Source organism: Algoriella xinjiangensis (genome assembly GCF_900115015.1).
In the GTDB taxonomy this organism is placed as follows: domain Bacteria; phylum Bacteroidota; class Bacteroidia; order Flavobacteriales; family Weeksellaceae; genus Empedobacter; species Empedobacter xinjiangensis.
Genome location: NZ_FOUZ01000005.1, coordinates 135,475 through 158,283, shown reverse-complemented (window position 1 = coordinate 158,283; position 22,809 = coordinate 135,475). Strand labels below are relative to the sequence as shown.

General features: G+C 28.3%; 23 protein-coding genes. 2 read left to right on the top strand and 21 right to left on the bottom strand.

The genetic code is table 11. From position 1 onward, the window contains the following. Nucleotides 1–4: 4 nt before the first annotated feature. From BM072_RS06090 to BM072_RS06050, 9 genes are read right to left on the bottom strand one after another with little or no spacing between them, the layout of a single operon-like run. Nucleotides 5–2,497, bottom strand: coding sequence for an exopolysaccharide transport family protein (locus BM072_RS06090; protein ID WP_092907571.1), 2,493 nt, complete (start codon nt 2,495–2,497; stop codon nt 5–7). Nucleotides 2,498–2,499: 2 nt separating this feature from the next. Further along, on the bottom strand, nt 2,500–3,288 hold the full coding sequence (locus tag BM072_RS06085) for a polysaccharide biosynthesis/export family protein (RefSeq protein ID WP_092907569.1): 789 nt from the start codon (nt 3,286–3,288) through the stop codon (nt 2,500–2,502). Between the two features lie 6 nt (nt 3,289–3,294). Continuing rightward, a complete protein-coding gene (locus tag BM072_RS06080) occupies nt 3,295–4,398 on the bottom strand; it encodes a glycosyltransferase family 4 protein (RefSeq protein ID WP_092907567.1) in 1,104 nt (367 codons plus the stop codon). Beyond that, on the bottom strand, nt 4,385–5,137 hold the full coding sequence (locus BM072_RS06075; protein ID WP_092907565.1) for a glycosyltransferase family 2 protein: 753 nt from the start codon (nt 5,135–5,137) through the stop codon (nt 4,385–4,387). Before BM072_RS06075 ends, BM072_RS06080 begins: the two co-directional genes overlap by 14 nt. Beyond that, on the bottom strand, nt 5,122–6,237 hold the full coding sequence (locus tag BM072_RS06070) for an EpsG family protein (RefSeq protein ID WP_092907563.1): 1,116 nt from the start codon (nt 6,235–6,237) through the stop codon (nt 5,122–5,124). Before BM072_RS06070 ends, BM072_RS06075 begins: the two co-directional genes overlap by 16 nt. A gap of 6 nt (nt 6,238–6,243) precedes the next feature. Next, nucleotides 6,244–7,233 carry a glycosyltransferase family 2 protein gene (locus BM072_RS06065; RefSeq protein ID WP_092907561.1) on the bottom strand — a complete coding sequence of 330 codons (990 nt, stop codon included), beginning with the start codon at nt 7,231–7,233 and terminating at the stop codon, nt 6,244–6,246. Further along, nucleotides 7,230–8,294, bottom strand: a complete 1,065-nt coding sequence (locus tag BM072_RS06060) for a glycosyltransferase (protein ID WP_125113388.1) — start codon at nt 8,292–8,294, stop codon at nt 7,230–7,232. The genes BM072_RS06065 and BM072_RS06060 overlap by 4 nt, the downstream gene beginning before the upstream one ends. After that, on the bottom strand, nt 8,295–8,843 hold the full coding sequence (locus tag BM072_RS06055) for a serine O-acetyltransferase (protein WP_092907559.1): 549 nt from the start codon (nt 8,841–8,843) through the stop codon (nt 8,295–8,297). A gap of 7 nt (nt 8,844–8,850) precedes the next feature. Beyond that, nucleotides 8,851–9,984: a glycosyltransferase gene (locus BM072_RS06050; RefSeq protein WP_092907557.1), complete on the bottom strand. Its 1,134-nt coding sequence runs from the start codon at nt 9,982–9,984 to the stop codon at nt 8,851–8,853. Nucleotides 9,985–10,045: 61 nt separating this feature from the next. Here BM072_RS06050 and BM072_RS06045 point away from each other — a divergent pair, with 61 nt between their 5' ends. Further along, nucleotides 10,046–11,401 (top strand): hypothetical protein, encoded by a 1,356-nt coding sequence (locus tag BM072_RS06045; RefSeq protein ID WP_245752063.1) that lies wholly within the window; start codon nt 10,046–10,048, stop codon nt 11,399–11,401. A gap of 74 nt (nt 11,402–11,475) precedes the next feature. Here BM072_RS06045 and BM072_RS06040 read toward each other — a convergent pair whose 3' ends face one another. The 8 genes from BM072_RS06040 to BM072_RS06005 are packed head-to-tail and all read right to left on the bottom strand — an operon-like array spanning nt 11,476 to nt 19,073. Next, nucleotides 11,476–12,066, bottom strand: coding sequence for an HAD-IB family hydrolase (locus BM072_RS06040; RefSeq protein ID WP_092907555.1), 591 nt, complete (start codon nt 12,064–12,066; stop codon nt 11,476–11,478). Beyond that, nucleotides 12,066–12,791, bottom strand: coding sequence for an SDR family NAD(P)-dependent oxidoreductase (locus BM072_RS06035; RefSeq protein ID WP_092907554.1), 726 nt, complete (start codon nt 12,789–12,791; stop codon nt 12,066–12,068). The genes BM072_RS06040 and BM072_RS06035 overlap by 1 nt, the downstream gene beginning before the upstream one ends. 2 nt (nt 12,792–12,793) lie before the next feature. Next, a complete protein-coding gene (locus BM072_RS06030) occupies nt 12,794–14,110 on the bottom strand; it encodes an FAD-binding oxidoreductase (RefSeq protein ID WP_092907552.1) in 1,317 nt (438 codons plus the stop codon). Beyond that, nucleotides 14,100–14,975 carry a UbiA prenyltransferase family protein gene (locus tag BM072_RS06025; protein WP_092907550.1) on the bottom strand — a complete coding sequence of 292 codons (876 nt, stop codon included), beginning with the start codon at nt 14,973–14,975 and terminating at the stop codon, nt 14,100–14,102. Before BM072_RS06025 ends, BM072_RS06030 begins: the two co-directional genes overlap by 11 nt. A gap of 14 nt (nt 14,976–14,989) precedes the next feature. Continuing rightward, nucleotides 14,990–15,781 carry a hypothetical protein gene (locus tag BM072_RS06020; protein WP_177190266.1) on the bottom strand — a complete coding sequence of 264 codons (792 nt, stop codon included), beginning with the start codon at nt 15,779–15,781 and terminating at the stop codon, nt 14,990–14,992. Between the two features lie 43 nt (nt 15,782–15,824). Beyond that, entirely contained in the window at nt 15,825–16,988 is a 1,164-nt protein-coding gene (locus BM072_RS06015) for a glycosyltransferase (protein ID WP_092907546.1), read from the bottom strand. Between the two features lie 11 nt (nt 16,989–16,999). Then, a complete protein-coding gene (locus BM072_RS06010) occupies nt 17,000–17,902 on the bottom strand; it encodes a glycosyltransferase family A protein (RefSeq protein WP_092907544.1) in 903 nt (300 codons plus the stop codon). Beyond that, nucleotides 17,889–19,073, bottom strand: coding sequence for a glycosyltransferase (locus tag BM072_RS06005; protein WP_092907543.1), 1,185 nt, complete (start codon nt 19,071–19,073; stop codon nt 17,889–17,891). Before BM072_RS06005 ends, BM072_RS06010 begins: the two co-directional genes overlap by 14 nt. A 105-nt stretch (nt 19,074–19,178) precedes the next feature. Between BM072_RS06005 and BM072_RS06000 the strand changes: the two genes are divergently transcribed. Next, a complete protein-coding gene (locus BM072_RS06000; RefSeq protein WP_092907541.1) occupies nt 19,179–19,694 on the top strand; it encodes a Smr/MutS family protein in 516 nt (171 codons plus the stop codon). On the opposite strand, the gene BM072_RS05995 is transcribed toward BM072_RS06000, so the two are convergent. The 4 genes from BM072_RS05995 to BM072_RS05980 all read right to left on the bottom strand — a co-directional run bounded on the left by BM072_RS05995 (nt 19,691) and on the right by BM072_RS05980 (nt 22,581). Further along, on the bottom strand, nt 19,691–20,341 hold the full coding sequence (locus BM072_RS05995) for an alpha/beta hydrolase (RefSeq protein ID WP_092907539.1): 651 nt from the start codon (nt 20,339–20,341) through the stop codon (nt 19,691–19,693). The two genes, BM072_RS06000 and BM072_RS05995, sit on opposite strands and share 4 nt — an antisense overlap. 108 nt (nt 20,342–20,449) lie before the next feature. Then, nucleotides 20,450–21,034 (bottom strand): hypothetical protein, encoded by a 585-nt coding sequence (locus BM072_RS05990; RefSeq protein ID WP_092907537.1) that lies wholly within the window; start codon nt 21,032–21,034, stop codon nt 20,450–20,452. Between the two features lie 108 nt (nt 21,035–21,142). Further along, nucleotides 21,143–21,907 carry a TIGR02757 family protein gene (locus BM072_RS05985; protein ID WP_092907535.1) on the bottom strand — a complete coding sequence of 255 codons (765 nt, stop codon included), beginning with the start codon at nt 21,905–21,907 and terminating at the stop codon, nt 21,143–21,145. Further along, nucleotides 21,904–22,581: an ABC transporter ATP-binding protein gene (locus BM072_RS05980; protein ID WP_092907533.1), complete on the bottom strand. Its 678-nt coding sequence runs from the start codon at nt 22,579–22,581 to the stop codon at nt 21,904–21,906. Before BM072_RS05980 ends, BM072_RS05985 begins: the two co-directional genes overlap by 4 nt. Nucleotides 22,582–22,809 lie beyond the last annotated feature (228 nt).

Below are 22,809 nucleotides of genomic sequence, written 5' to 3'. Positions count from 1 at the left end.
TTAATTAAAAGAATTTACTTTTAATTCTTTGTGCCAAACGTTTCATTTTACCAATAAACGAATTATCAAAATTTTCGTCTCCAGCAAAATAACCGTAGCCATAACCATATCCGTAGCCGTAACCATATCCGTAACCATATCCGTAGCCATAACCGTAACCAGTTTTGATTTGGAAATCATTGAATACAATACCTACGTTAGACACTTCGCCTTCATCGTATTTATTAGAAATAGCTGTGATAAAGTTTTTCTCCGAATAGTTATAACGTGTTACATATAGTGTACAATCTGCATAACGCATCAAATCATACGAATCTGTAACAAGACCAATTGGTGGCGAATCGATAATAATATATTCATATTTATCTTTTAATTCAGCAAACATTTGCTCCATACGTTTACTCAGAATTAATTCTGATGGATTTGGAGGAATTGGAGGAATTGGACCAGCTGTAATAATATCTAAATTAGGTAAAATAGTATGTTGTACGATACGATCTAATTCTAAATCGCCTGCAACAAAATCTGTAACACCAATTTTATTATTGATATTAAAATCATCAAAAATCTTTGGCTTTCTTAAATCTAAACCAATCAAAACAGTCTTTTTATCCATTGATCCCAATGAACTCGCAATGTTCATGGCATTGAATGTTTTACCTTCTCCACCAATAAATGAAGTTACTAAGATTGTTTTATTAAACTGATTGAGCGCCGGATCCTTGTAAATAAATTTTAAATTAGAACGTATCGATCTAAACGATTCTGAAATTCCAGATTTTGGATTATTAATAATCACCAACGGCGAATTATCTCCCAAAGGACCAACTAAACCAATAATTGGAATACCTGTACGCGATGTAATATCTTTTAGTACACGAACTTTAAAGTCTAATAATTCTTTAATTACCACATAAACCAAAGGAATCAATAAACCAATTGCTAAAGCAATTAAGTAATTTCTTTGTGGATTTGGATAAATAAAACCTTGTCCTTGATTTTTAGCAGGATCAATAATTGAGATATCAGATACAATAGAAGCTAATGATAAATCGGTTGTATTTAACTGATTGATTAAATTAGAATACAATGTACTGTTAAGTTCAAATCCTCTATTTGCCTCAACAAATTCTATCTCTTGAAAAGGTAAATCTTTTGCTTCAAATTCAGATTCTGCTAATTTTGCATTGACTTGTGATAAATCTGTACTTAATTTTTGTAAATGTGCGTTTACAACATTTGATATATCGTTTCGTGTTTTTCCTATTTGTCTATCAATTTCTCTAATTTCGTCTGTATTTGACTTGTAAACCTTCAACATTTCTTGTTTACGAATCTCTAGATTATCTAACTTATCTACATTCGACATATAATAAGAAACTTCTAATCCTGCAATATTCAGCGCAATAAGATTATCTACACTACTCGATTTTTTTGGCATTAAACGATGTAAAGCGGCTATTCTTTCTTCAATTTCTATTCGCTCCTTATCTAATGATGTTAACTTACCAATTAATTCACCTTTTTTGGTATCAAAATTATATATACCAGATTTTTTCTGAAGTTCTTGTAAATTATCTGTTGCACTATCTAGTTTAACTTTAATAGTTGTTATTCTATCTTTTAGGTATTTTCTTGTTTGATAGGCTGATAAATTACGTTCTGCAAGTTCGTTTTCTATTAATACACTAATTGAGTTATTTAATAAATCAACTGCTTCATTTAAACTTTCTGCATTTTTAGAAACAGATATAATACTTGCTATTTTTGATGGATTAGCTACTGAAAAATTTTGAATAGCTCTTTGTGTAGCATCTTTTATAGTAACTAATTTGAATGAGTATTTACTTCCAGAAGATTGATTATTAGATTTTTTCAACATCAATTTAAAATCTTTACCAATAATCCATTGATTATAATAACCAACTTTAGGTAAGTTTAATTGAGCAGGTTTTATCAGACTATCTTTAGAAAAATTGTATAAATTTCCTGAATTATTTTCAACTTTTAAATAAAATGAATTATTATCTTTCGCTTCTACTGAAACTTCTACGTTTGCAATTTGTGTATGAAGGGTGTCTATATGAACCTGAAAAGGTGCATCAAGTTTATAAATATTCGATTTTTTTATCTTTCCTTCTTCAAAATAATAAATATAAGACTCTACTTTTTTAACAACTTTCTCGTTGTGTATACGCGAAGTTAAAGTATATGATAAACCGTCTATTTTATTTGCATTTCCTCCCCAAATAAAATTAATCGAATTAGAAGCTAAATTGTTATTAGACCCACTATTTTCTTTTATTTTGAATGTTGTGTTTGCCGAATATATTTTGTTTAATTTCCAATTATTTAAATAAAAAGCAACAGATAATGCAATTAACATAGATATTATGTATAATGGCCACGCATTCAAAATACGAGGTATCAGCCTTTCTATATCAATAAAATCCGATTGACGCTTCTTATTTTTTTGTTCTATATTATTGTTCGTCATTATTAAATATTATCAAAGAATAAGTATACACCTAAAATTGTAGCAATTGCTCCCATAACAGTTGTTACTACTGTTAAAGGATTTAAACCAACACCCCAAACCTTCTCTTTACGAGGATTAACAACTATAATATCATTGTTTTGTATCCAATAATACTCAGAATTCATGATTGATTCTTTTGTTAAATCTACATAAACTTGTCTTGTTCCGTCCACATCAGTTCTAATAATTCTTACATTTTTTAAATCTGCGTAAATATTATTATTTGACCCTGATTGTGCAAAGGCATCTAATAAAGTGATATTTTTCTTTTGTGCGCGAAATACACCTTGATTTGCTTCACCTACAATTGTATATTCTATTCCTGCAATATTTACGTCTATATATGTTCCTTTTTCGTCATATATTTTATAAAATTCGGCTTGAACTGTCTTTCTTGCTTCTTCTAATGTAAGACCTTCCAGTTTTATTTTTCCGATACGTGGTAATTCTATATTTCCGTCTTCGCGTACATATACGCCATTTCCTCCTTGCGTATTATTACCTCCAGAAATAAAATCGCTTAAAATTCCCATAGATCCTCCTGCAACAGAAGATACATTAATCAGAATCTGGTCGTCTTTTTGAATACGGTATTCTGGCTTTGTAAATGCAATTTTTCCTTTACTATCTAATTTTAGATTTTGATCAGGCTGAATAAGTTGTACATCTTTTAGGGAAATACATGAAAATAAATTCAAGATTATTAAAAGAAATAAAGTTTTGGTTAAAGTTGATTTTAAGTAAAGCATATTTTTTTATAATAGTATTTTATTTTTAAGTTTCTTATTGACAATATATCTAAGCGAAAATACAAAACTAAATGATAAAATGACAAATATCAAAAATAGTTTATTAATTTCTATATTTCTAAAATAATAGGCGACTATAACAAAGATTATATTAATCAATATTAAAAATATTGAGGTTTGAATATGATTAAATCCAAGTTTTAGAACTTGATGATGTAAATGATTTTTATCTGGTTTTAGTGGGTGTTTACCTTTTAGAATACGAATTGTAAAAACGGTGATTGTGTCTAAAATTGGAATCACAAAAATAAAAAGTAATAAAACTGGTCCTGTTTTTAAGCCTAAATTAGAATTCTCACTTACATATAAAAAACGTACAGCCATAAAAGTTAGAATAAACCCAATTACCATGGATCCTGTATCTCCCATGAATATTTTAAATTTATTAGAAAGATTATATCGAACAAAACCTAATAACACGGCAATTGTACTAACAGCTAAAATACCTATGCTATAATCAAATATTCTATAAAAAATAAAAACAAAACAAAGACTGATTACAATACCTACGCCAGATGCTAAACCATCTATTCCATCTATCAAATTATAAGCATTTATTAAAACTATAAATACAAACAATGTTAAAACTACACCTAACCAATATGGAATTTGATATATACCAAAAAGTCCTGAGAAAGAGTTAATCATAATTCCTGAACCAAATATGATGAGTGTTGTGCTTATTATTTGACCGTATAATTTTTTGTCTGGTGCTACAACTAATAAATCATCCATTAACCCTATAAAAAAAAGAATGGTAATTGCTGATAAGAAAAAAGAATAATTAACACCTAAATCTGTTGCAAAGATGGATGTTGAAACTACTATCCCAAAAAACAAAGCTACACCTCCTAGAGTAGGTACTTTACTAACATGCGAACTCCTTTCTCCAGGAACATCCATCAATTGTTTTTTATAAGATATTCTAATTATTTTAGGTATAGAGATTAAGGTTAGTATTAATCCAACAAAATATGCTCCAAAAGTATTTAGATATATTGGAGAGATATCTAAACTATAGAGATAATCTAATATTTTAAAGTTTTCCATATTTTTTTAATCCATTTAATGCCCAAAAAAAAGTATAATATGATGACGTAAATAAATTCATTTTCAAATACTTTCTATACACTTCATATTGTTTTATTGCAATATTCAATTTATTTCGTGATACCGATTCTTCTCTTATTCTATAGATTGCTAAAGATTCCTTTATTGCCCTTGCATATTTTACTTTGGCTAATAAATCTATCCACATCGCATGATCTTCTCTTAACTCGGCATCAGGAAAAGATACTTTACCTATTCTTGTCGAATCATAAACTGATGTCAACATTGGTATTGGGCAGTTATACAATATTCGGTTACGGTTTATGTTATCAATTGCTATAAAATCTGATAAAAGAGGTTCTAATACTTCATTTACTCTTTTATAACTTGTATAAACTAGTTCTTCGTTATTATCTTTTAAATATTTTATTGTTGTTTCTAAAAAGCTTGGCAACCATAAATCATCACTATCTATAAATGTAATATACTTTCCTTTACTTAGTGATAATGCTTTATTACGTGCATTGGCAGCTCCTTTATTTATTGGTTCAACAAATAATTTTATACGATTATCTTGAAATGACCTAATAATATCTGCAGATTTATCACTAGAACAGTCATCTACAATTATCCATTCCCAATTTGGATAACTTTGAGCTTTGATTGATTGATAAGTTTCCGCTATATAATTTTCTGAATTATAGCAAGGTGTTATAATCGAAACTAATTCCATCTCCATAATCCGTAAATAGCTTCTTTATTAAAAATAGTGCTATAATTTGCAAAATTAGATTTATGTCCTTGTTTCACTTGAAACCAAAAAATAAGAAAAACCGTATAAGAAACAAAACTCATATACACAAAATTGCGTTTAAAAGCATCTCCATTAAAAACGTATATTAATCGTCCTACCGTTAAGCCTAAGAAAACTAAGTAAAAACCAGGTAATCTTACTCCAAAAATTCCTTTTCCTAAAAAGAAATACAACAATACTCCAAAAACAAAAAGATTTCTAAAATAGCAATATAATTTATCATGTACAGCATATTTATTATAAACTATAATGGATAAAATGGAGATAATTTTAATGAAATCTCCAATTGCAATACCAGAATTATCATATAATTGACTCTGATAACTCTCAAACTTATCTTGACCAATTGGCATATAATCCATAAGCACCTCTATAACAGAGTTCAATCCTGTATAAAAACCTACAATTGAAAATACTACTAACCAACCAATAAATTTTTCATCAAATTTCATGGGAGCAATCCAGTATGCTAAAACAAATACAATTATTGATTCATGTAACTGATAACCAATAAATAAGCAAATCAAAAACTTAATTAATTTACGATCAATAATATATCTGACTGAATATAAAGCAAATCCACTTGCAATCCCTTGTCTAATATGGACATGTTCTTCGAACATAAAATTAGGCATTGCATATATAAATAAAACTAAAAATGGTAGACCTCCATATTTATAAAAAGTAGATGTTTTTAAGGCAAGAGAAATAGATGCTACAACAAGTGTAACCATCCCAAAATCAAAACCATAATCAACTAAAATTTTATTCAGAGATAAATAACCTTTCTCCATTCCAGCCATATAAGCAAAACGATCAAGGTCAGACCAATTTATTGTCCCTAAAAGATTAAATGTATCAAAGTAAGCAGCCCAATCTGGACTTAAAGCATATCCCAAACCAGCTGTTAAAGCCATTATAACAACAATTACAATATACCATTGCTTACTAACTTCTTTTTTTGAATATTCAATAAAAGAAGCAACTCCAAGAAAGGCAAATATGAAAAGATAGATTAAACTCACTTCTGATTAGAATTTATTTAATAGTTTTAGGTTAATGAATGATAGTTGGTAAAAAATTCTTTTTTTGATTGGTAATGAATTTATATACTTTTCATCAAAACGTTGGTAATTCTTTATCGCTTTTTTAGTTAAATGATTATTTCTTAAAAATAGATCCAAAGCATCTAACATTTCACGTTTAAGATTCTTATCTTTTACAAAAGCAACATAGGCTAAGTATGAATAATAACCTTGTATAATTTGGAAACGTTTTAATTCTGTTGCAAATGTATTGTAATTACTCTTATAAAAATAGTCTGAAACCTCATTTATCGCAAAAAACATATCCAAACCTTTTGCTGTATGTGTTTTTGTTATAGAATCTTGACGCTCAAAATATTTGTAAAACGGTTGATTAATTTTAGAAATTATAGTAGAATCTAGCACTAATTTCGGTATCAATTCGATGTCTTCAAAATGAATTCCTTTTTTAAATTGATGCTTTTCAAACAAACTTTTTTTGAAAATTTTATTACACGCAAAGCAACTCATTTCTCCAAAAATTGTAAAATCATCTTTCAAAATAATTTTCTCTGGTAATTGTGGCGATTGCGGCAAATCTCTAAATTCATTTCCATTTTCATCAACCTTTACCAAATCGCACATTACAATTTCTGACTCATGCTTTTCTGCCAAATCAAGCATGGTTTGCAACATAACAGGATCAATATAATCGTCCGAATCTATAAAAGCTAAATATTCTCCATTTACCTTTTCTATACCACAATTTCGCGCATCGCTCAAACCTCCATTAGATTTAATTTTGGAAATAATTCTGGAATCTTTTTCTTTATATTCCTCAATTATTTCTTGCGAATTATCTTTCGAACCATCATTTACAACAATTATCTCAATCTCTTTCAATGTTTGATTCAAGATAGAATCTAAACACTTAGATAGATATTTTTCGGTATTGTAAACAGGTACAATTACAGATATTTTTGGTTGATAATTCACAGTTTTTCGAATATTGATTCGTATTGTTTTATAATAACGTTTTTACTGAAACGTGATTGTATACTTTCTATAATTTTTTCTTCGTGATGTTTTTCTTTTAAAATAGATTTAATTTTCTCAGCAAAACCTATATCATTAGTAATATCATAAATTTCTCCATTGATATTTTCTTGAATAATTTCATTAATTCCGCCTGGACAATTATTTGCTAAACTATATGTTCCGCAAGCACCAGCTTCTAATAAAACATTCGGAAACCCCTCATAACGAGAAGAAAGAATAAACAAATCTGCCTGTTTTACAAACGGAAAAGGATTATTTACTTTACCTAAAAACGAGACATTTGTTAAACCTAATTTTTCTTTTTGGTTAGCAAGTTCATCACGAAAAGCTCCATCTCCTAAAATTGTTAATTGAATTGGTTCGCCTTTCAAATGAGTAAAAACTTTTAGCAATAAATCAAAACCTTTTCTTGGTGACAAATTACCAATTGCAACAATTTTTTTATAGTTCGTGTTATAATCTTGTTTTAGATTTTCTTCTTTTAATCGATTAATTAACTCGAAATCAACTGGATTATTTATTTTTTCAATTTTTGATGGATTAATTTTAAAATTCTGAACCAAATCATTTTTCATATCATCACTTTGTGCAATAATTTGATGAAAGTTGGTGTAAAATCTATAAAAAAACAATATTTCTTTGCGTTTTACATGTTCAGAAACAACATTAGTTTCACGTGTAATAAATTTTGTTTTCGGAAATAAACCTATAATTGGTGATAAAAAAGCAGAAATTTCGCCCCAACCTGTAAAAACAATTGCTGGTTTTAATTTTCTAATTAATGGAACAATTTTAAAAATAGAATAACGAATACGCGTAGTATTTAACTCAATTATTTCGACATCATCTTTTAAATGATTCAAATAATAGCCCTCTTTTTTAAACAAAACTAATTTTGGACAAAACTTAGTTCGATCCAATTCGTTACATAAAATTGTAATTACGCGCTCTGCTCCACCTTGATTAAGGTCGGGTAAAATGAATAAAATTGTTTTCAATTAATCGATTCTATTATTAATATATCCTTCGGTCGCTTTTTCATTTGAAATAATTGTAATTGGATTTCCCATAACGATAGAATTATCTGGAATATCTTGCGTAACATAACTATTTGGCGCAATTAACACATTATTACCAATCGTAATTCCACCAACAATTACAGCATTTGTACCCACCCAAACATCGTCTTTTAACGTAGGAAATCCTTTTGTTTTTCCACGATTTGTTTGACCTAACGTAACGCCATGTGCCAAATTACAATTTTTACCAATTTTTGCTTTGGGATTTACAACCACAGTACCCCAATGTCCTAAATTAAGACCTGGACCAATTTCTGTTTTGGCAGAAATTTGATAACCGTATTTAATTGAATATCTTCTTAACAATAAACGATAAACAATTCCGAGAGGATGTTTTGATGAATATTGTTGTGCTTTTCTAAGAAAAAAAATATATCGAAAACCTGGACTCATACATCCTTTTAAAAAAGGAGAATTAGACCAATATCCAAAATTTCTATAAAAGTCTTGTTGTATTATTGTTTTCATAGAATGTTTAAAAATGTTTTTCGATTGATTCTACAGCGTTACTTAATTCAAAAGGTAAGCTTTTTGATTGAATAATTTTAGTATATTTTTCGGCTTCTTCTGGATTTTCAAGAAAATATTTCATTCCATTATAAATGTCATCTTCATCATTCGTAATGATATAACCCAATTCTCCATCATTCAACATCTCTCTAACACCAGAAACGTCCGTTGCTATAATTGGCTTTGCTAAAACCATTGCTTCAAATAAAACTGTTGGATAACCTTCGTAGCGCGAGGATAAAATATAATAATCGGCTTGCGTAAAATAAGGATATGGATTTTCTTTAAACCCTATTAACTTAGCCGTTTCTTCGACTTTTAGTACTTGAAATAATTTCTTAATATTAGGAAAATCATACCCATCGCCTACAATCCAAACATTGTGTTGATAACCTTCGTCCAATAATCTGCGGTGAACTCGCAATAAACGATCAAATCCTTTTTGAGGAAAAACAGTTCCGATTGAAACAAATGTTTTTACATCTGAATTCTTTTTCAGTTCGCAAGGTTGTTTTGATAATTCTAAAATCTCGTTAACATCAATTGGATTATAAATGCGTACAATTTTCTCTTTTTGTTCTTCTGTAGAAGCTATATCAAGAAATAATTGATTGATTTTTGAGGAAATTACCAATATTTTATCAAATCCAAAAAATGTTTTCAAACGCATTTCTGTATATTCAGGAATATTTGATAAATCGTTGTGAATCCAAACTATTTTCTTTGAAGATTTTATAGGCGAATTCAGAATTTCATCTGCAATACCATGTATCGCAGCAAACTCTATATCATACGTTTTATTTGGCAAAATAAAACGATACAGTAGTTTTGGAAACTTTTTTAGTATAGATTGATAAATGACACGAAATGCTTTTTCGGGAATATCCTGAATACGATTTGTTGTGATCATTTCGCCTTTGTTTAAATAATAAATATTTATCCAAGACGGAACTTCTTTTAAATACTTACCCGAATAAAGATTTAATAATAAATCAATCTCATATTTTTCTGGCGATAAATTCTTTAAAAAAGTCACTAATACTTTTTCGGCGCCGCCATGACGTAGCGAGCCAATTCGTATTAATATTTTCTTTTTCATAGTTTTGGTTTGAACAAATTTAATAATATTTGTTAAATATTCTTGTAACCAAACTTAACAAATGCTAAACCAATTAAAAAACGTAATTAAAACAACTCCATTCAAGATTATTATTCTACTAATTATCGGATGGATTTTCATGATTCTATTAAATTATTATTTAAGCAACCATCATTTTTTTACTGGTTCTAGAATTACATTTCCTATAAGTGTCGTCTATTTCTCTAAATTTACGTTACAAGGAATTTTATTTTCCTTTATCTTTTTATTTACTGGAATTTTATTACTAAATAATTATAAAAAACTAAATTATTGGTCTTTATTTAGTTCTTATATAATTATTATTTTATTGGGTAATTTATCACAAGGCTCACTACATTACACATTTTTAAGGTCTTTTATTGATACTGATTTTCAGTATTTTCATGATGTTATACAAATCAAAAATGGATATGATTTTATTGCACATTACAATACAATTCAAGACACATTAACTATGCATGCAAAAACACATCCTCCTTTTGCAGTTTGGATTCAGTACATTTTGTATACCTTCTTCAATAAATCTGTTTTAGGTTTATCAATAGGATTATCTGTTTTAGGTTTAATGTCTTTTATTCCTTTATATAAAATTCTAACTTATTTTAATTTAGAAAAATCTAGAAAAAATCTCTTAATTATCATTTTTGCATTAATACCCGCTGTAAATATTTATAGTATTGTCTCTATTGATGCAGTTTTTTTATTTTTTAGTTTAATCTTTTTATATGGAACATTATTAATTTCTAAATCAACAAAAATTAATTGGTTTGGAATATTAGTAACCGTTATTGGATTTACATTAGCAAATTCAATCACATTTAGTGGTACTTTTTTGGCTTGTATTGCAGCAATTTTATCAATTTTTGAGCTTATTAAACATAAAAATTATTATCCTTTATACAATTTTATTATTGTTGGAATATTATTTTTAATTATTTTATTTATTTCAAATATTCTGCTAGATTACAATCATATAGAAGCATTTCTTAATGCATCTAAATTAGAAAACCCCAATGGTTTTCGTGGATTTGAACAACCTTTAGTTTATATTTTTACACGAATAGAAAATATAAGCGAAATATTATTATTTCTTTCTTTTGGCTTTTTCGCATACTTATTTATACCAAAAAATTTAAATTTACAAAAACAAGATATTAGCTTCTATCTTCCTATAATTGCTTTTGGCTCATTATTATTAATGTTTTTAACTGGTGCTTATGGAACAGGAGAAACCGCAAGAGCATGTTTATACATTTATCCATTTTTCTTACTATTATTAATTAGAATAGCAACTGTTCAAACTTTATTAAACATTGCTTATATCGCATTATTTCAAACATTTTTTATGCAAATGGTGGGAGATTATTTTTGGTAATACTTCAGAATTAATCATATAAAAAAAGCTGTTTGGTAAACCCAAACAGCTTTTTACTTTCTTATAAATTACGACTAATTAAAATATCTAAAATTAGCTTTTGTAGCGATAGAAAACATTGCTTCATCTCCTTTTGTATCTCCAAAAGCAATTATTTCATCATAAAAAGATAAATCAATTTCTTTCTCAATTCGTAGTTTTTTTTCTTCGTTATTACAGTTATTAGAAACAAATTTTCCCGTAAAAACACCATTTTCATCAAAACCTGCTTTTGTACAAATTAATCCCATTCCGTAATCATCTGCAAAAGGTTTCACCCAAATATCCAATGAAGCCGAAACAATAAATTTATCATTGTAATTATTGATAGATTTAATATAAACATCTGCTTTTGGATGAATCAATTTTTGATGATTCGCTTCAAAATAATTCTGGGCTAATTTATCTATTTGATGAGTAGAAAGACCTTTCATAAATTGAGAAATAAATTTTTCTTTTACTTTTCCGGGATCAATAATCTTTAATTTGGAAACGACAAACAATGGCATAAATAATAGATAATTAATAAAATACGCTTTAGAAAAAGAGAATTTTAAAAAATCGAATAAAGTATCTTTATTAGTTAATGTTCCATCAAAATCAAATAAATATAAAGTACGCTTCATTACATTTTCATTTTCTTGAAAATAAATTCAGGTACATTACGAATAATCATCATAATTCCCCACCAAACAAATGTTACATAAACAACATTTCGTTTCTTAAGATAAGCTTTGTAAATAATATCTGCGGCTTGATCTGGCTGAGCTGTTAAAGGTTTAGGCGTTTCTATATCTGCGGTCATTTGTGTATCCATAAATCCTGGAATAACAGTCATTACATGTACTTTTTTATGAAAAAGATAATTTCTCAAACCTGCCAAATAAGCCGTAAAGCCAGCTTTAGCCGATCCATAAATAAAATTACTTTGACGACCTCTTTCTCCAGCGACAGACGATAAACCTATAATTGATCCTGAACCTTTTGCTTCAAATTTCTTTGCAAAATGATTAATTAAAACAATCAATTTAGAATAGTTTATTTCTACAATTTGTTTTGTATTCCAATCATCGTACAAACCTTCTTCAGAATTTTTTCCTAAATATCCAGCCGCACAAAAAAGCAATTCAGAATCGATGTGATTTAGCCTTGAGTAATCATTTTCTTTTGTTAAATCAAAATCAACAATCTCGCATTCTTGCTCATATTTTGCAAAAATATGTTGTGCCAATTTAGCTGTCTTTTCTACATTTGATGTAAATAAATAAACCAAAGGAAAACGTTTTCCTTCTTTCAAAACCTTTTCTACAAAAGCTGTTGCTACATCTGAATTTGATCCTATTACTATCATTTTTATTTGAATCTGTTGATACGTTCGTTTTGCATTGATTCGAATTTAATTGAATCAATATTTTTTAAATAATCCGTTAATGCTGGTGTAGACATTGCGTCTTTAGTACGGTAAATATGACCGCCATACTCCATCACAATTTGATCTAAATTCGCTATTAATTTTTCTAATTTATCATTCACTTTAAAGTCTAAAGCCAACGTATAACCTTTCATTGGAAACGAATTATACGCTTGAGGATTGTTATCTCCAAACAATTTTAAAACAACTAAAAAAGAACCATTACCACTTGTTGCAATTGTTTCAAGAATCTTTCTCATTCCTTCTTTTCCATTTTCTTTTGGAATCACAAATTGATATTGTATAAATCCATTTTTCCCATAAATACGATTCCAATTATGAACCGCATCCAATGGATAAAAAAATGTATCTAAATCAACAAAATTTTTCAAATGCTTTTTTCCTTGCTTGTTATAATATAGCCAATTAAAAATCTTAATAGTTAGCGGATTTAAAACAAAATTTGGAAAAAAGAATGGAATATTTAAATTTAGTTTTTTATTGACTTTTAGTGGATTCTTTTTCAATCTTGCAGGTAATTCTTGCCACTTAGCATGCTCGCCACGCAACATAATTGATTTACCTAAAGTATCACCTTTTTGTAAACAATCTAACCATGCAACGTTGTATGTCCACGACTCTGAAGACTCAAACAATTCAAAAATTTCATCTAAATTATCCGCCTGAATTGCTTCATTTCTAATGTAAGATGTTTCAATCTTTTTTAACATAAAACGAGCTGACAAAATAATCCCTGTCAAACCCATTCCTCCTATTGTTGTCCAAAACAATTCGGTATTTTCATCTCGAGAACAGCGAAGTATTTCACCGTTTTCTATCATTAAATCAAAATGAATTAAATGATCCGAAAAACAACCGTCTACATGGTGATTTTTTCCATGAACATCCGAAGAAATAGCGCCACCAACCGTAATAAATTTTGTTCCAGGTGTTACTGCTATAAAAAATCCGGTAGGAATAGAAACATCTAAAATTTCGTCTAAACGAACACCTGATTCTACTTCTACAATACCATTTTTACGATCAAAATCGATAAATTTATTCCATTTAGAAGTTGATATAATTGTATTTTGTAAAGATGCATCTCCATAACAACGTCCATTTCCGCGAGCAATTAATTGTTCGTTAGAAAGAACTGCTTCTTGAAATTCTAAAATTGTAGTTGGTGATATTACTTTTGCTTTTATGGCTGGATACAGTCCCCAATTGGAAACTGGTGTGAGTTTATTATTTTCCATTATTAAAATAAATTAATAGGACATAACTAATTCCCCATAATACAATTAACAATTGTAAAAAATGGTCTTTAAAAATTAGTTTTGTAGGTGATTCTGTTTTAAAATATACGAATGTTTGCTGCAAATAGCGTAAAACCGCTGCAAAAACAAAGACAAAAGTATAAATAATATAATGATGAAATTTTTGTTGTGTGTCTGGTGCTAAAATAAACATCAAATAACAAATCACGGCTACCGTACAAGTTATTGACAATGCGGAATTTAGAAAATTAAGATTATAACCATCTAATGATTTTCGAGTTACACCTTCTAAATCTGCATTGATTAATTCGCCTCGTCGTTTTCCTAATGCAAGTATTAAAGCTAAATCAAAAACCAAAAGAATTGTCCAATCTGTTACCACAATCCCTGTCATATAACCGCCTACCAGTACTCTTAGTAGAAAACCAAATGCAATAATCATAACATCTAAAATTGCAATTTGTTTTAATTTAAATGAATAAGCGATATTCATCAAAAAATAAACCGCAACTAACAGCGTAACTTTTACATTTGCGAAATAAAAAATTAATAGACTTGTTATAATGACTAAGCCGAAGAATAAAATTAGAGCTTTATTCTTTGAAATTTTACCACTTGCTAATGGTCTATTTTTTTTCTCGGGATGCTTTTGATCCTTTTCTATATCTACATAGTCGTTGATAATATAAATACTACTCGCTACAAAAGAAAAAATAAGAAAACCATAAAATGACTCGATAAATAAATCAATATTTAATAAGTTTCCTGAGAAAAAAAGTGGCAGAAAAACAAATAGGTTTTTTACCCATTGGTTAACGCGCATTAGTTTTATATAGTGTTGCATGGCTTATAAAAGTGTTATTTTATTTGGCTCAATTTCCAATCAGTATAAACTTGATTTGATAGTTGTCTTATGTCGGTTAAATTATCTATTGAAAAAATCATTTTCTTAATTTTAGTTTCATAATTATTCTCAATATAAGTCAATAAATCTGCCCACTCTTCAAAATCCAATTCTAAATAATTTTCAATTGCGTAATATTTAAATCCTTTTGCATTTAATCGTTGTTGATAATTTAATCTACTAATTGGTGTATTATATTGTGATTGATAAATTTTAGAAAAAATATTATTTTTCTCAATCAATTCTTTTTTTGTAATTGGTAAAAAATAACCTTCAGATTCCTTTGCAAAAGGTACTGAAATATGATAAAATTTTAAGTTTATTTTCTTATCTACTTTAACTAAAACTTCATGTAAAATTGTATTTACTTTGATATGCTCTTGATGCCAATCTATTGGAAAAGGAATAAAAATATCCGAAAAATTTTGAGTCAAAATTAAATTTTCTAAATCAGAATAATCTTCATAATTATCTGAAAGAATTAAATCAAAATTGATTTTTTTTCGCAAATTCTCTAACTCATTTCTACGAATTCTTTTATTTGATTCAGAATAATTATTTCCTAAAAACTGAAAATAATAAACTGTTGAAAAAGTTTTACTTAAAATTTGACTATTGCCTATCCATTCATCATCTGCATGAGGAGCTAAAATAAGCGATTTTTTAATTGATTTAGAATCTAATTCTCTATAATTTAGATAAGGTTTTATTTGGTTAAAATGATTTTCAAAGAACCATTTTATCAAATAACGAAATCTTCGAAATTTTAATTTAAATGTTCTTATTTTATCATTCATTATTCCTTAAAATTTTATCCCATTGTTTTAAAATAACCTCTTTTGACCATTTTTTAGAATCTTTAAGACTTGAATAAAGTAATTGATCTAAATCTTCGGAATTATCTATTAAAAACTGTAATTTCTCCTGAAACATTTTTTGATTATGCATCGGAATTAGAAATCCATTATTTTCACTAATAATATCAGATGGTCCGTACTTGCAATCATAAGATATCAAAGTGTTTGCCATTAATGTAGCTTCAATCAAAACCGTTGGTAAACATTCTGTTTTACTCGCAAACAGAAACAATTTACTTTTACTTAGTTCATCATAAATTTCATTAATGTTTCTACTTCCTAAAAATTCAACTGTGTTTTTAAGTTTTTCGCTAGAATTAACAATATTTTCTAAAGTATTTTTTGAGGGTCCATCTCCAATTATTTTAAAGCTAAAATCACGAAAATTTATATTCTCTAAAATCTGTAATAATTCGATTACATTTTTATCCGAATCTAATCTTCCAACATAAATCAACGTATTTTCTTTGTCTTTAATTTTATCAGAATTAAAAGACTCAAAAGGTTCTCCAATTAAATTTGGAATCTGAAAAGACTGGTTATTTATTGATTTATAATGCGAAAACGATGGAGAATTAATACAAACTACCGCTTTTAAATTTTTATAATATTTTCGTAATAAATTATTCCAAAGTTTACCTCCTCCTTCAAAATTGGCATGTTCCCAAGCAATTGTTTTGTGATTTGCTTTTTTATTTAAAGCTAATTGAGTAGATAATTTATACCAAGTAGAAATAATTACATCATATTCTTGATGATTTTTATTGATCCATTTGTGTAACATTTCCCATTGTCCAAAATCGTAAACATAGTTTTTAATATTATTTTTGTAGGGTAATTTTGGAGTATATTTATTCAGATTTACATTAATTTTTGTAAAACCCCAATGCGAAAATGTATCTAGATAAATTACTTTTACTCGACTATCTAACTCAAAAAAGCTAGATGTATCCGAAATCATCAATAAAATTGTAATATCATTTCCTTGTTTCACTAACTCATTTGCTAATGAAACTAAAACTCTAGCAACACCGCCTGCTTTAAAGAGTTTGTAGTAAATAAAAAGTATTTTTTGGTTGGTTGGTTGGTTGGTCATTTAGTAAAACATTACTTCAGTTTATAATAAATTAGTGTGAAAGGGTAAAGTAGAAAAGACAAAAATTTAAAATGTATTAAACCTTTGTTCATTTCTCCAAATTTCTTCTGATTAACAATAGAATAGACTTGATAGCCAACTAAATTACGAATTAAAGCTTTAGGATATTTAAAAAGTTTTGTCCCGTACGAATTAAGAAAAGACCGATAACCTTCCATTAGTCCTAAATACGATGTTTCCTTTATACGATCATTAGACATTGAAGCTAAATCATTTTCATCTTGATAATATATCCTAACATTTTTATTAACAAATTTTGTTTTTTCTCCATTTGAGTCATAAATATTAAAAAAAATTTTCTGAGGAGCATATTTATTTTTAAAAATAGTATAATCAAAGTTATTCAAATAGTTTTGATACTTTTCTGTTATAAAAATTGTGTGTTTATCACCTCTTATTTTATGTTTATACCTCATTTCTAATATTGATCCTTCAAAATTATTTAAAAATAAATCACCTACTAAATCACCATTAGGAAACTGAGAATTAAACGTTGCAGATATAAAATCTTTAGTATTTAAAGCAACTATTGTTTCATACATTATCTGTAATCCATTTTCTACATAAGCATCATCTGAATCTAAAATTGTAAAAAAAGGAGAGTTTACTTTTTCAATACCTTTAAAAACAGTGTAAAACTTCTTCGCATTCTCATTCCAAAAATATTCAATTTCAAATAAATTTTCGGCTTGATATTTTTCAATCAATTTTTTTGTATCATCGGTAGAACCATCATCCATAATAATCCATTTAAAATCTTTAAATGTCTGATTTTTTAATGATTCATAAACACGAGGCAAAGTATGTTCGCGATTATACGATGGTGTTACAACTGTAATTTTAGTTTCGTGCATGTGATAATTTTAATTGATATTGTTGTTCAAAAACTTCGGAAACTTGACGATAAATTTCTTTTTCATCAAATTTATTATAAGCCGTCTCTGCACCCTGAATAAGTTTTGTGACAAAATCTGGATTCGTCATAAATTGTTTCATCGCATCGTACATTTCTTGCTCATCATATTTTATCAATATACCATCTACTCCATCATCAATCATTTCTGAAATTCCGCCAACATTTGTCGAAATAATTGGTTTTCGCATACACATTACTTCGCCAATTACCAACGGATAAGATTCTGATTGTGTAGGTAAAATAAAATAATCTGAAGCTTTTATATATGGGTAAGGATTGGTTTGAGAATCTAATAATAAAAACGAATCTTCTACATTCAGTTCTTTGCGCTGATTTTGTAAATTTTCCATTTCATTTCCGCCGCCAATTACAGCAATTTTATGCTGAAAACCATCATCCAATAATCGTTTATGAACTTTCATCAACGTATGATATCCTTTGCGGTGATGCAAACGCCCCATCGAAGAAAAAACGGGTAAATCTGTCTGAAAAGAATAATCAACCAAATCAGCTTTTTTCAAAACCTCATCCACTTTTATCACATTATAAATAACAGTACTTTTTGAATATTGCACTTGATACAAATCATCAATTACTTGACGCGTTTGCTTAGAGCCAAAAATCATAAAATCAAAATGTTTCATTTTTTCGATTCTACTTAATACGCGTTTTTCATCTTTATCGTAACTAACATCTGTGTGAAACCAACCAATTTTACGCGATTTTTTATCAGGAGAATTTAAAACCATATCAAATTCTGCATATCCAGGAGAAACCTCAATATCGAATTTTTGTGGAACTTTTAGCGCATAAAGTACACTAGGAAATTTATCATAAATCTCCAATTTTAATCTTCTAAAAGCTAATTGTATTTTATTGATTATTGGATTAGAACTCATTTGTTCTTTTCCTTTTTCTACGACTATCAATTTTACATCATTTGGAATATCATTTATCAATTCGCCTTGATATAAATTTAGCATTAATGTAAAATCGAATTTATCTTTTGGTAAGTTTCGCAATAAGTCTAAAACTACTCTCGGAACTCCACCCATTTCTAATGAGCGCAGCCTAAAAAGTACTTTTATTTTTTCAGGTTGATTGGACATTTGGTTAGTTTGAGAAGCAAAAATACAATATTGATTTAGAATAGAATAGTACAATAAATTAAAAACTGATGAAATTATTCTTAATTTTGCATAAAATCTAAATAAATGTTCAAAATCGGAACAAAAGTTAAAGTGATAGACGATGATATTTCAGGTACAATTACCAAAATAAAAGGTGACTGTGTTTACTTTGACGATGAATTTGGTTTTGAATATGAATACAACCAAACCGATATTATAAAAGACATTGATATTGATTATGATGAGTACCGAGATGAGGAAATAAAAGAATTTTCTAAACCAAAGTTTAAAACATTTCGAAAATCGCATCGTCATCCGTATGTTACACGCGAAATTGATTTACATATTGAAAATTTGGTTGATAATTGGCGCGATTTAGATCCTGCACAAATTATACAAACGCAAATAGATGTTGCGCGAAATGAGGTGGAACGTGCTATGTTTGAAAATCAAATTCGATTAGTTTTTATTCACGGCTTTGGAAAAGGTGTTTTAAAGCGCGAATTAACCGAATTATTGTATCGTTATATCAATATAGAATTCTATGACGCGCCGATAAAAGAATATCACGGCGACGCCATAGAAGTTAAATTTATTTAAAAATTATTTACCCAAGCCATCAAATCATGGTAGTTTTGAGGTACAATTCCGTGTCCGCTTCTGTATTCGTGATATTCGAATTTTATTTCTAAAGATGTTAAAAACTCTTCGCCCATTTTACCTAATTCTATTGGTAAAACAACATCTTCTGTTCCATGAGAAACGAAAAAGTTTAGATTAGAAAAATCTTGAGTTTGATCGAAATCTCCAATTATTTTTTGTTCGGGATAACCGCTTAAAATTGCAACATTTTTTATTTTGGTTGGATTATTCAAAGCAATCGCATAACTTAAAATTGCACCTTGACTAAATCCCATCAACGTAACTTGTTTTTCGTCTAAATTTTCTTGTGCTACAATTTGATCGATAAATTCTACCAACTTATTTCGTGATGAAACTGCTTGATCTTCGTCCATCCATTTTTCATTGTTCACAAAATTAATATCGTACCACGCATAACCGCCGTACATAATATCATGCAAAGCTCTTACGCTAACAATATGCGCATTTTGAGGCAAATCTTGTGCAAACGAAAACAAATCTTCTTCGTTACTTCCGTATCCATGAATCAATAAAAACAACGGCGTTTTTTCTGTTTTAACAACCGGTAATCTTTCTATATAATTAACTCCAACTAAATTTTTCATATTCTTTTTTTGCGTGTCTAAAAATAACACTTATAATTCATAAAAAAAGGCATTCAATTGTAATGAATACCTTTCTACTTGCAAATTTATATTTTGTTTAATTTTATTTTAGATTTTAATATGTCCCCAATTTTCTCCAGATTTTATACGATACAATTGCATTTCGCTAATTCCGAATTGTTTTGCAATAATTCTTAATCGAGTTTTACGATTTGGATTGGCTAATATTTTTTTAATTCGAATAACATCGGTCGAAGTCAATTTATTACCGTCCATTTTTTGACGAGTTTCTTGCGACTTTTTTATTCCATCTTTATACAATGGACTTTTCATAAAATGATCTCGAAATTCATCTTTCGTTGCCCATTTTAAATTTGTCACATTATCGTTATCTTTTACAAAATCTAGATGCAACAAATACGTTTGATCTTCTGTTGGCGCAGGTAAAAATTTTTCTGCAACCAAATGATAAATTAAATTTTGCGTATATCTTTTTTTTCCAGCTTCATCTTTGTAACTGTAACGTAAAATTCTGTATCCGTTTATATAACTACCTTTCAACAATTTTCCGTCATCTTCTATTCCAGATAAAAAACTAACTAAACGTCCAAAATTTGAAACTGCATAAAAATTTCTTAAATTTCCTAATAAACTAACTTCTCTAAATTCTTCTCCTACATGTATCTTTACCATTGTGTTTTGATCTTTTTGAACTTATTTAAATATTTATAGTTAGGAAAGTAGAATCTAAAATTAGATAATAATTTTCTAAAAGCGTGTTAATAAATACTTAACTAAATACTAAAATCCTTCAAACACACCCAAACCAAAAAGAGCAAAGTCGTATTTCACAGGATCTGTCGCATCCATTTCTCGTAATTTTGCATCCAATTCTTTCAAGGCTTTTGCATCATTTTGTTTACGAGTCAAAATTCCAAGCTTACGCGCTACATTACCCGAATGCACATCTAAAGGACAAGATAATTTTGAGGGCGAAATCGTATTCCAAACTCCTAAATCAACACCTTGTTGATCTTTACGAATCATCCATCTTAACCACATATTTATTCGTTTTGCGGCTGAATTATTTAATGGATCTGAAACATGTTTTGTTGTTCGAGGTAGATGATCTACCTCAAAAAATATTTTCTTGAATTGAGAAATTGCTTCTTGCATAGAATCATCAGCTTGATAGTGATGAAAAACATGCTCCAATCCGTGATGATTTTGATAAATATTACGAAGCGATTTGATGAAAAATTTTAAATCATCGCTATTAAATGTACGATGCACAAAACCATCAAAACGAGTTAAATCGTCTTCAGAAGAATTCATGATAAAATCGAAAGGCGAATTTCCCATCAAAGTCATCATTTTATTGGCATTGTTGATAATCATTTTACGATTTCCCCATGCAATTGTTGCAGCTAAAAATCCCGAAATCTCGATATCTTCTTTTGTAGAATAACGATGAGGAATTTGAACCGGATCCGAATCTATAAAATCTAACGTATTATATTGAGTAACTTTTTCGTCTAAAAAATCTTTTAATTCTTGTTGATTCATTGCGCATTAGTTTCAAACAAACCATCAGCCATTACCAATTTACGATCAGTCATATTTGCTAATTCTTCGTTATGTGTGACAATTACAAAGGTTTGACCAAATTCATTTCGTAAATTAAAAAATAATTCGTGCAATTCTTCTGCATTCTTCGAATCTAAATTTCCCGAAGGCTCATCTGCAAATACAACTTTTGGTTGATTGATTAACGCTCTTGCCACTGCAACACGTTGCTGCTCTCCTCCCGAAAGTTGATTTGGTTTATGAGTTAATCGATTTGTTAATCCTAAATATGACATCAACTCTTTTGCGCGATTTTCTGCTTCTGCTTTTTTTGTTTTCTTGATAAACGCTGGAATACAAATATTTTCTAAGGCATTAAATTCTGGTAACAATTGATGAAACTGAAAAATAAATCCAATATTTTCGTTTCGAAATTTTGATAAATCACGGTCATTTAGTTTCGTAATATCTTGTCCCGCAATCGAAATATTTGTGTTGTACTTTCTAGGTTCAGTACTTTTTTCTAAGGTTCCTAATATTTGAAGTAAAGTTGTTTTTCCGGCACCAGAAGCACCAACTATCGAAACAATTTCGCGTTCAGAAATATTTAAAGATACACTTTTCAATACTTCTAAATCTCCAAATTTCTTTACAATATTTTCTGCTTTTATCATGAGGTAAATATATAAATTAAATAAATTAGTTCTAAGTTTAGATACGACCTTTTGTACACCACTAAAATTTGCTTCATTATTTTGTGGTGTAACTTATACGATCTAAAAATTGTATTAAAAACATTTTGACTTATTATATCAGTATTTTTAGTAACTTAGAAAATCTAAATAAGTAAATTTTTTAGCCTATTTTACATAAGCTGATAAATTTAATATGTCAAAATTTAG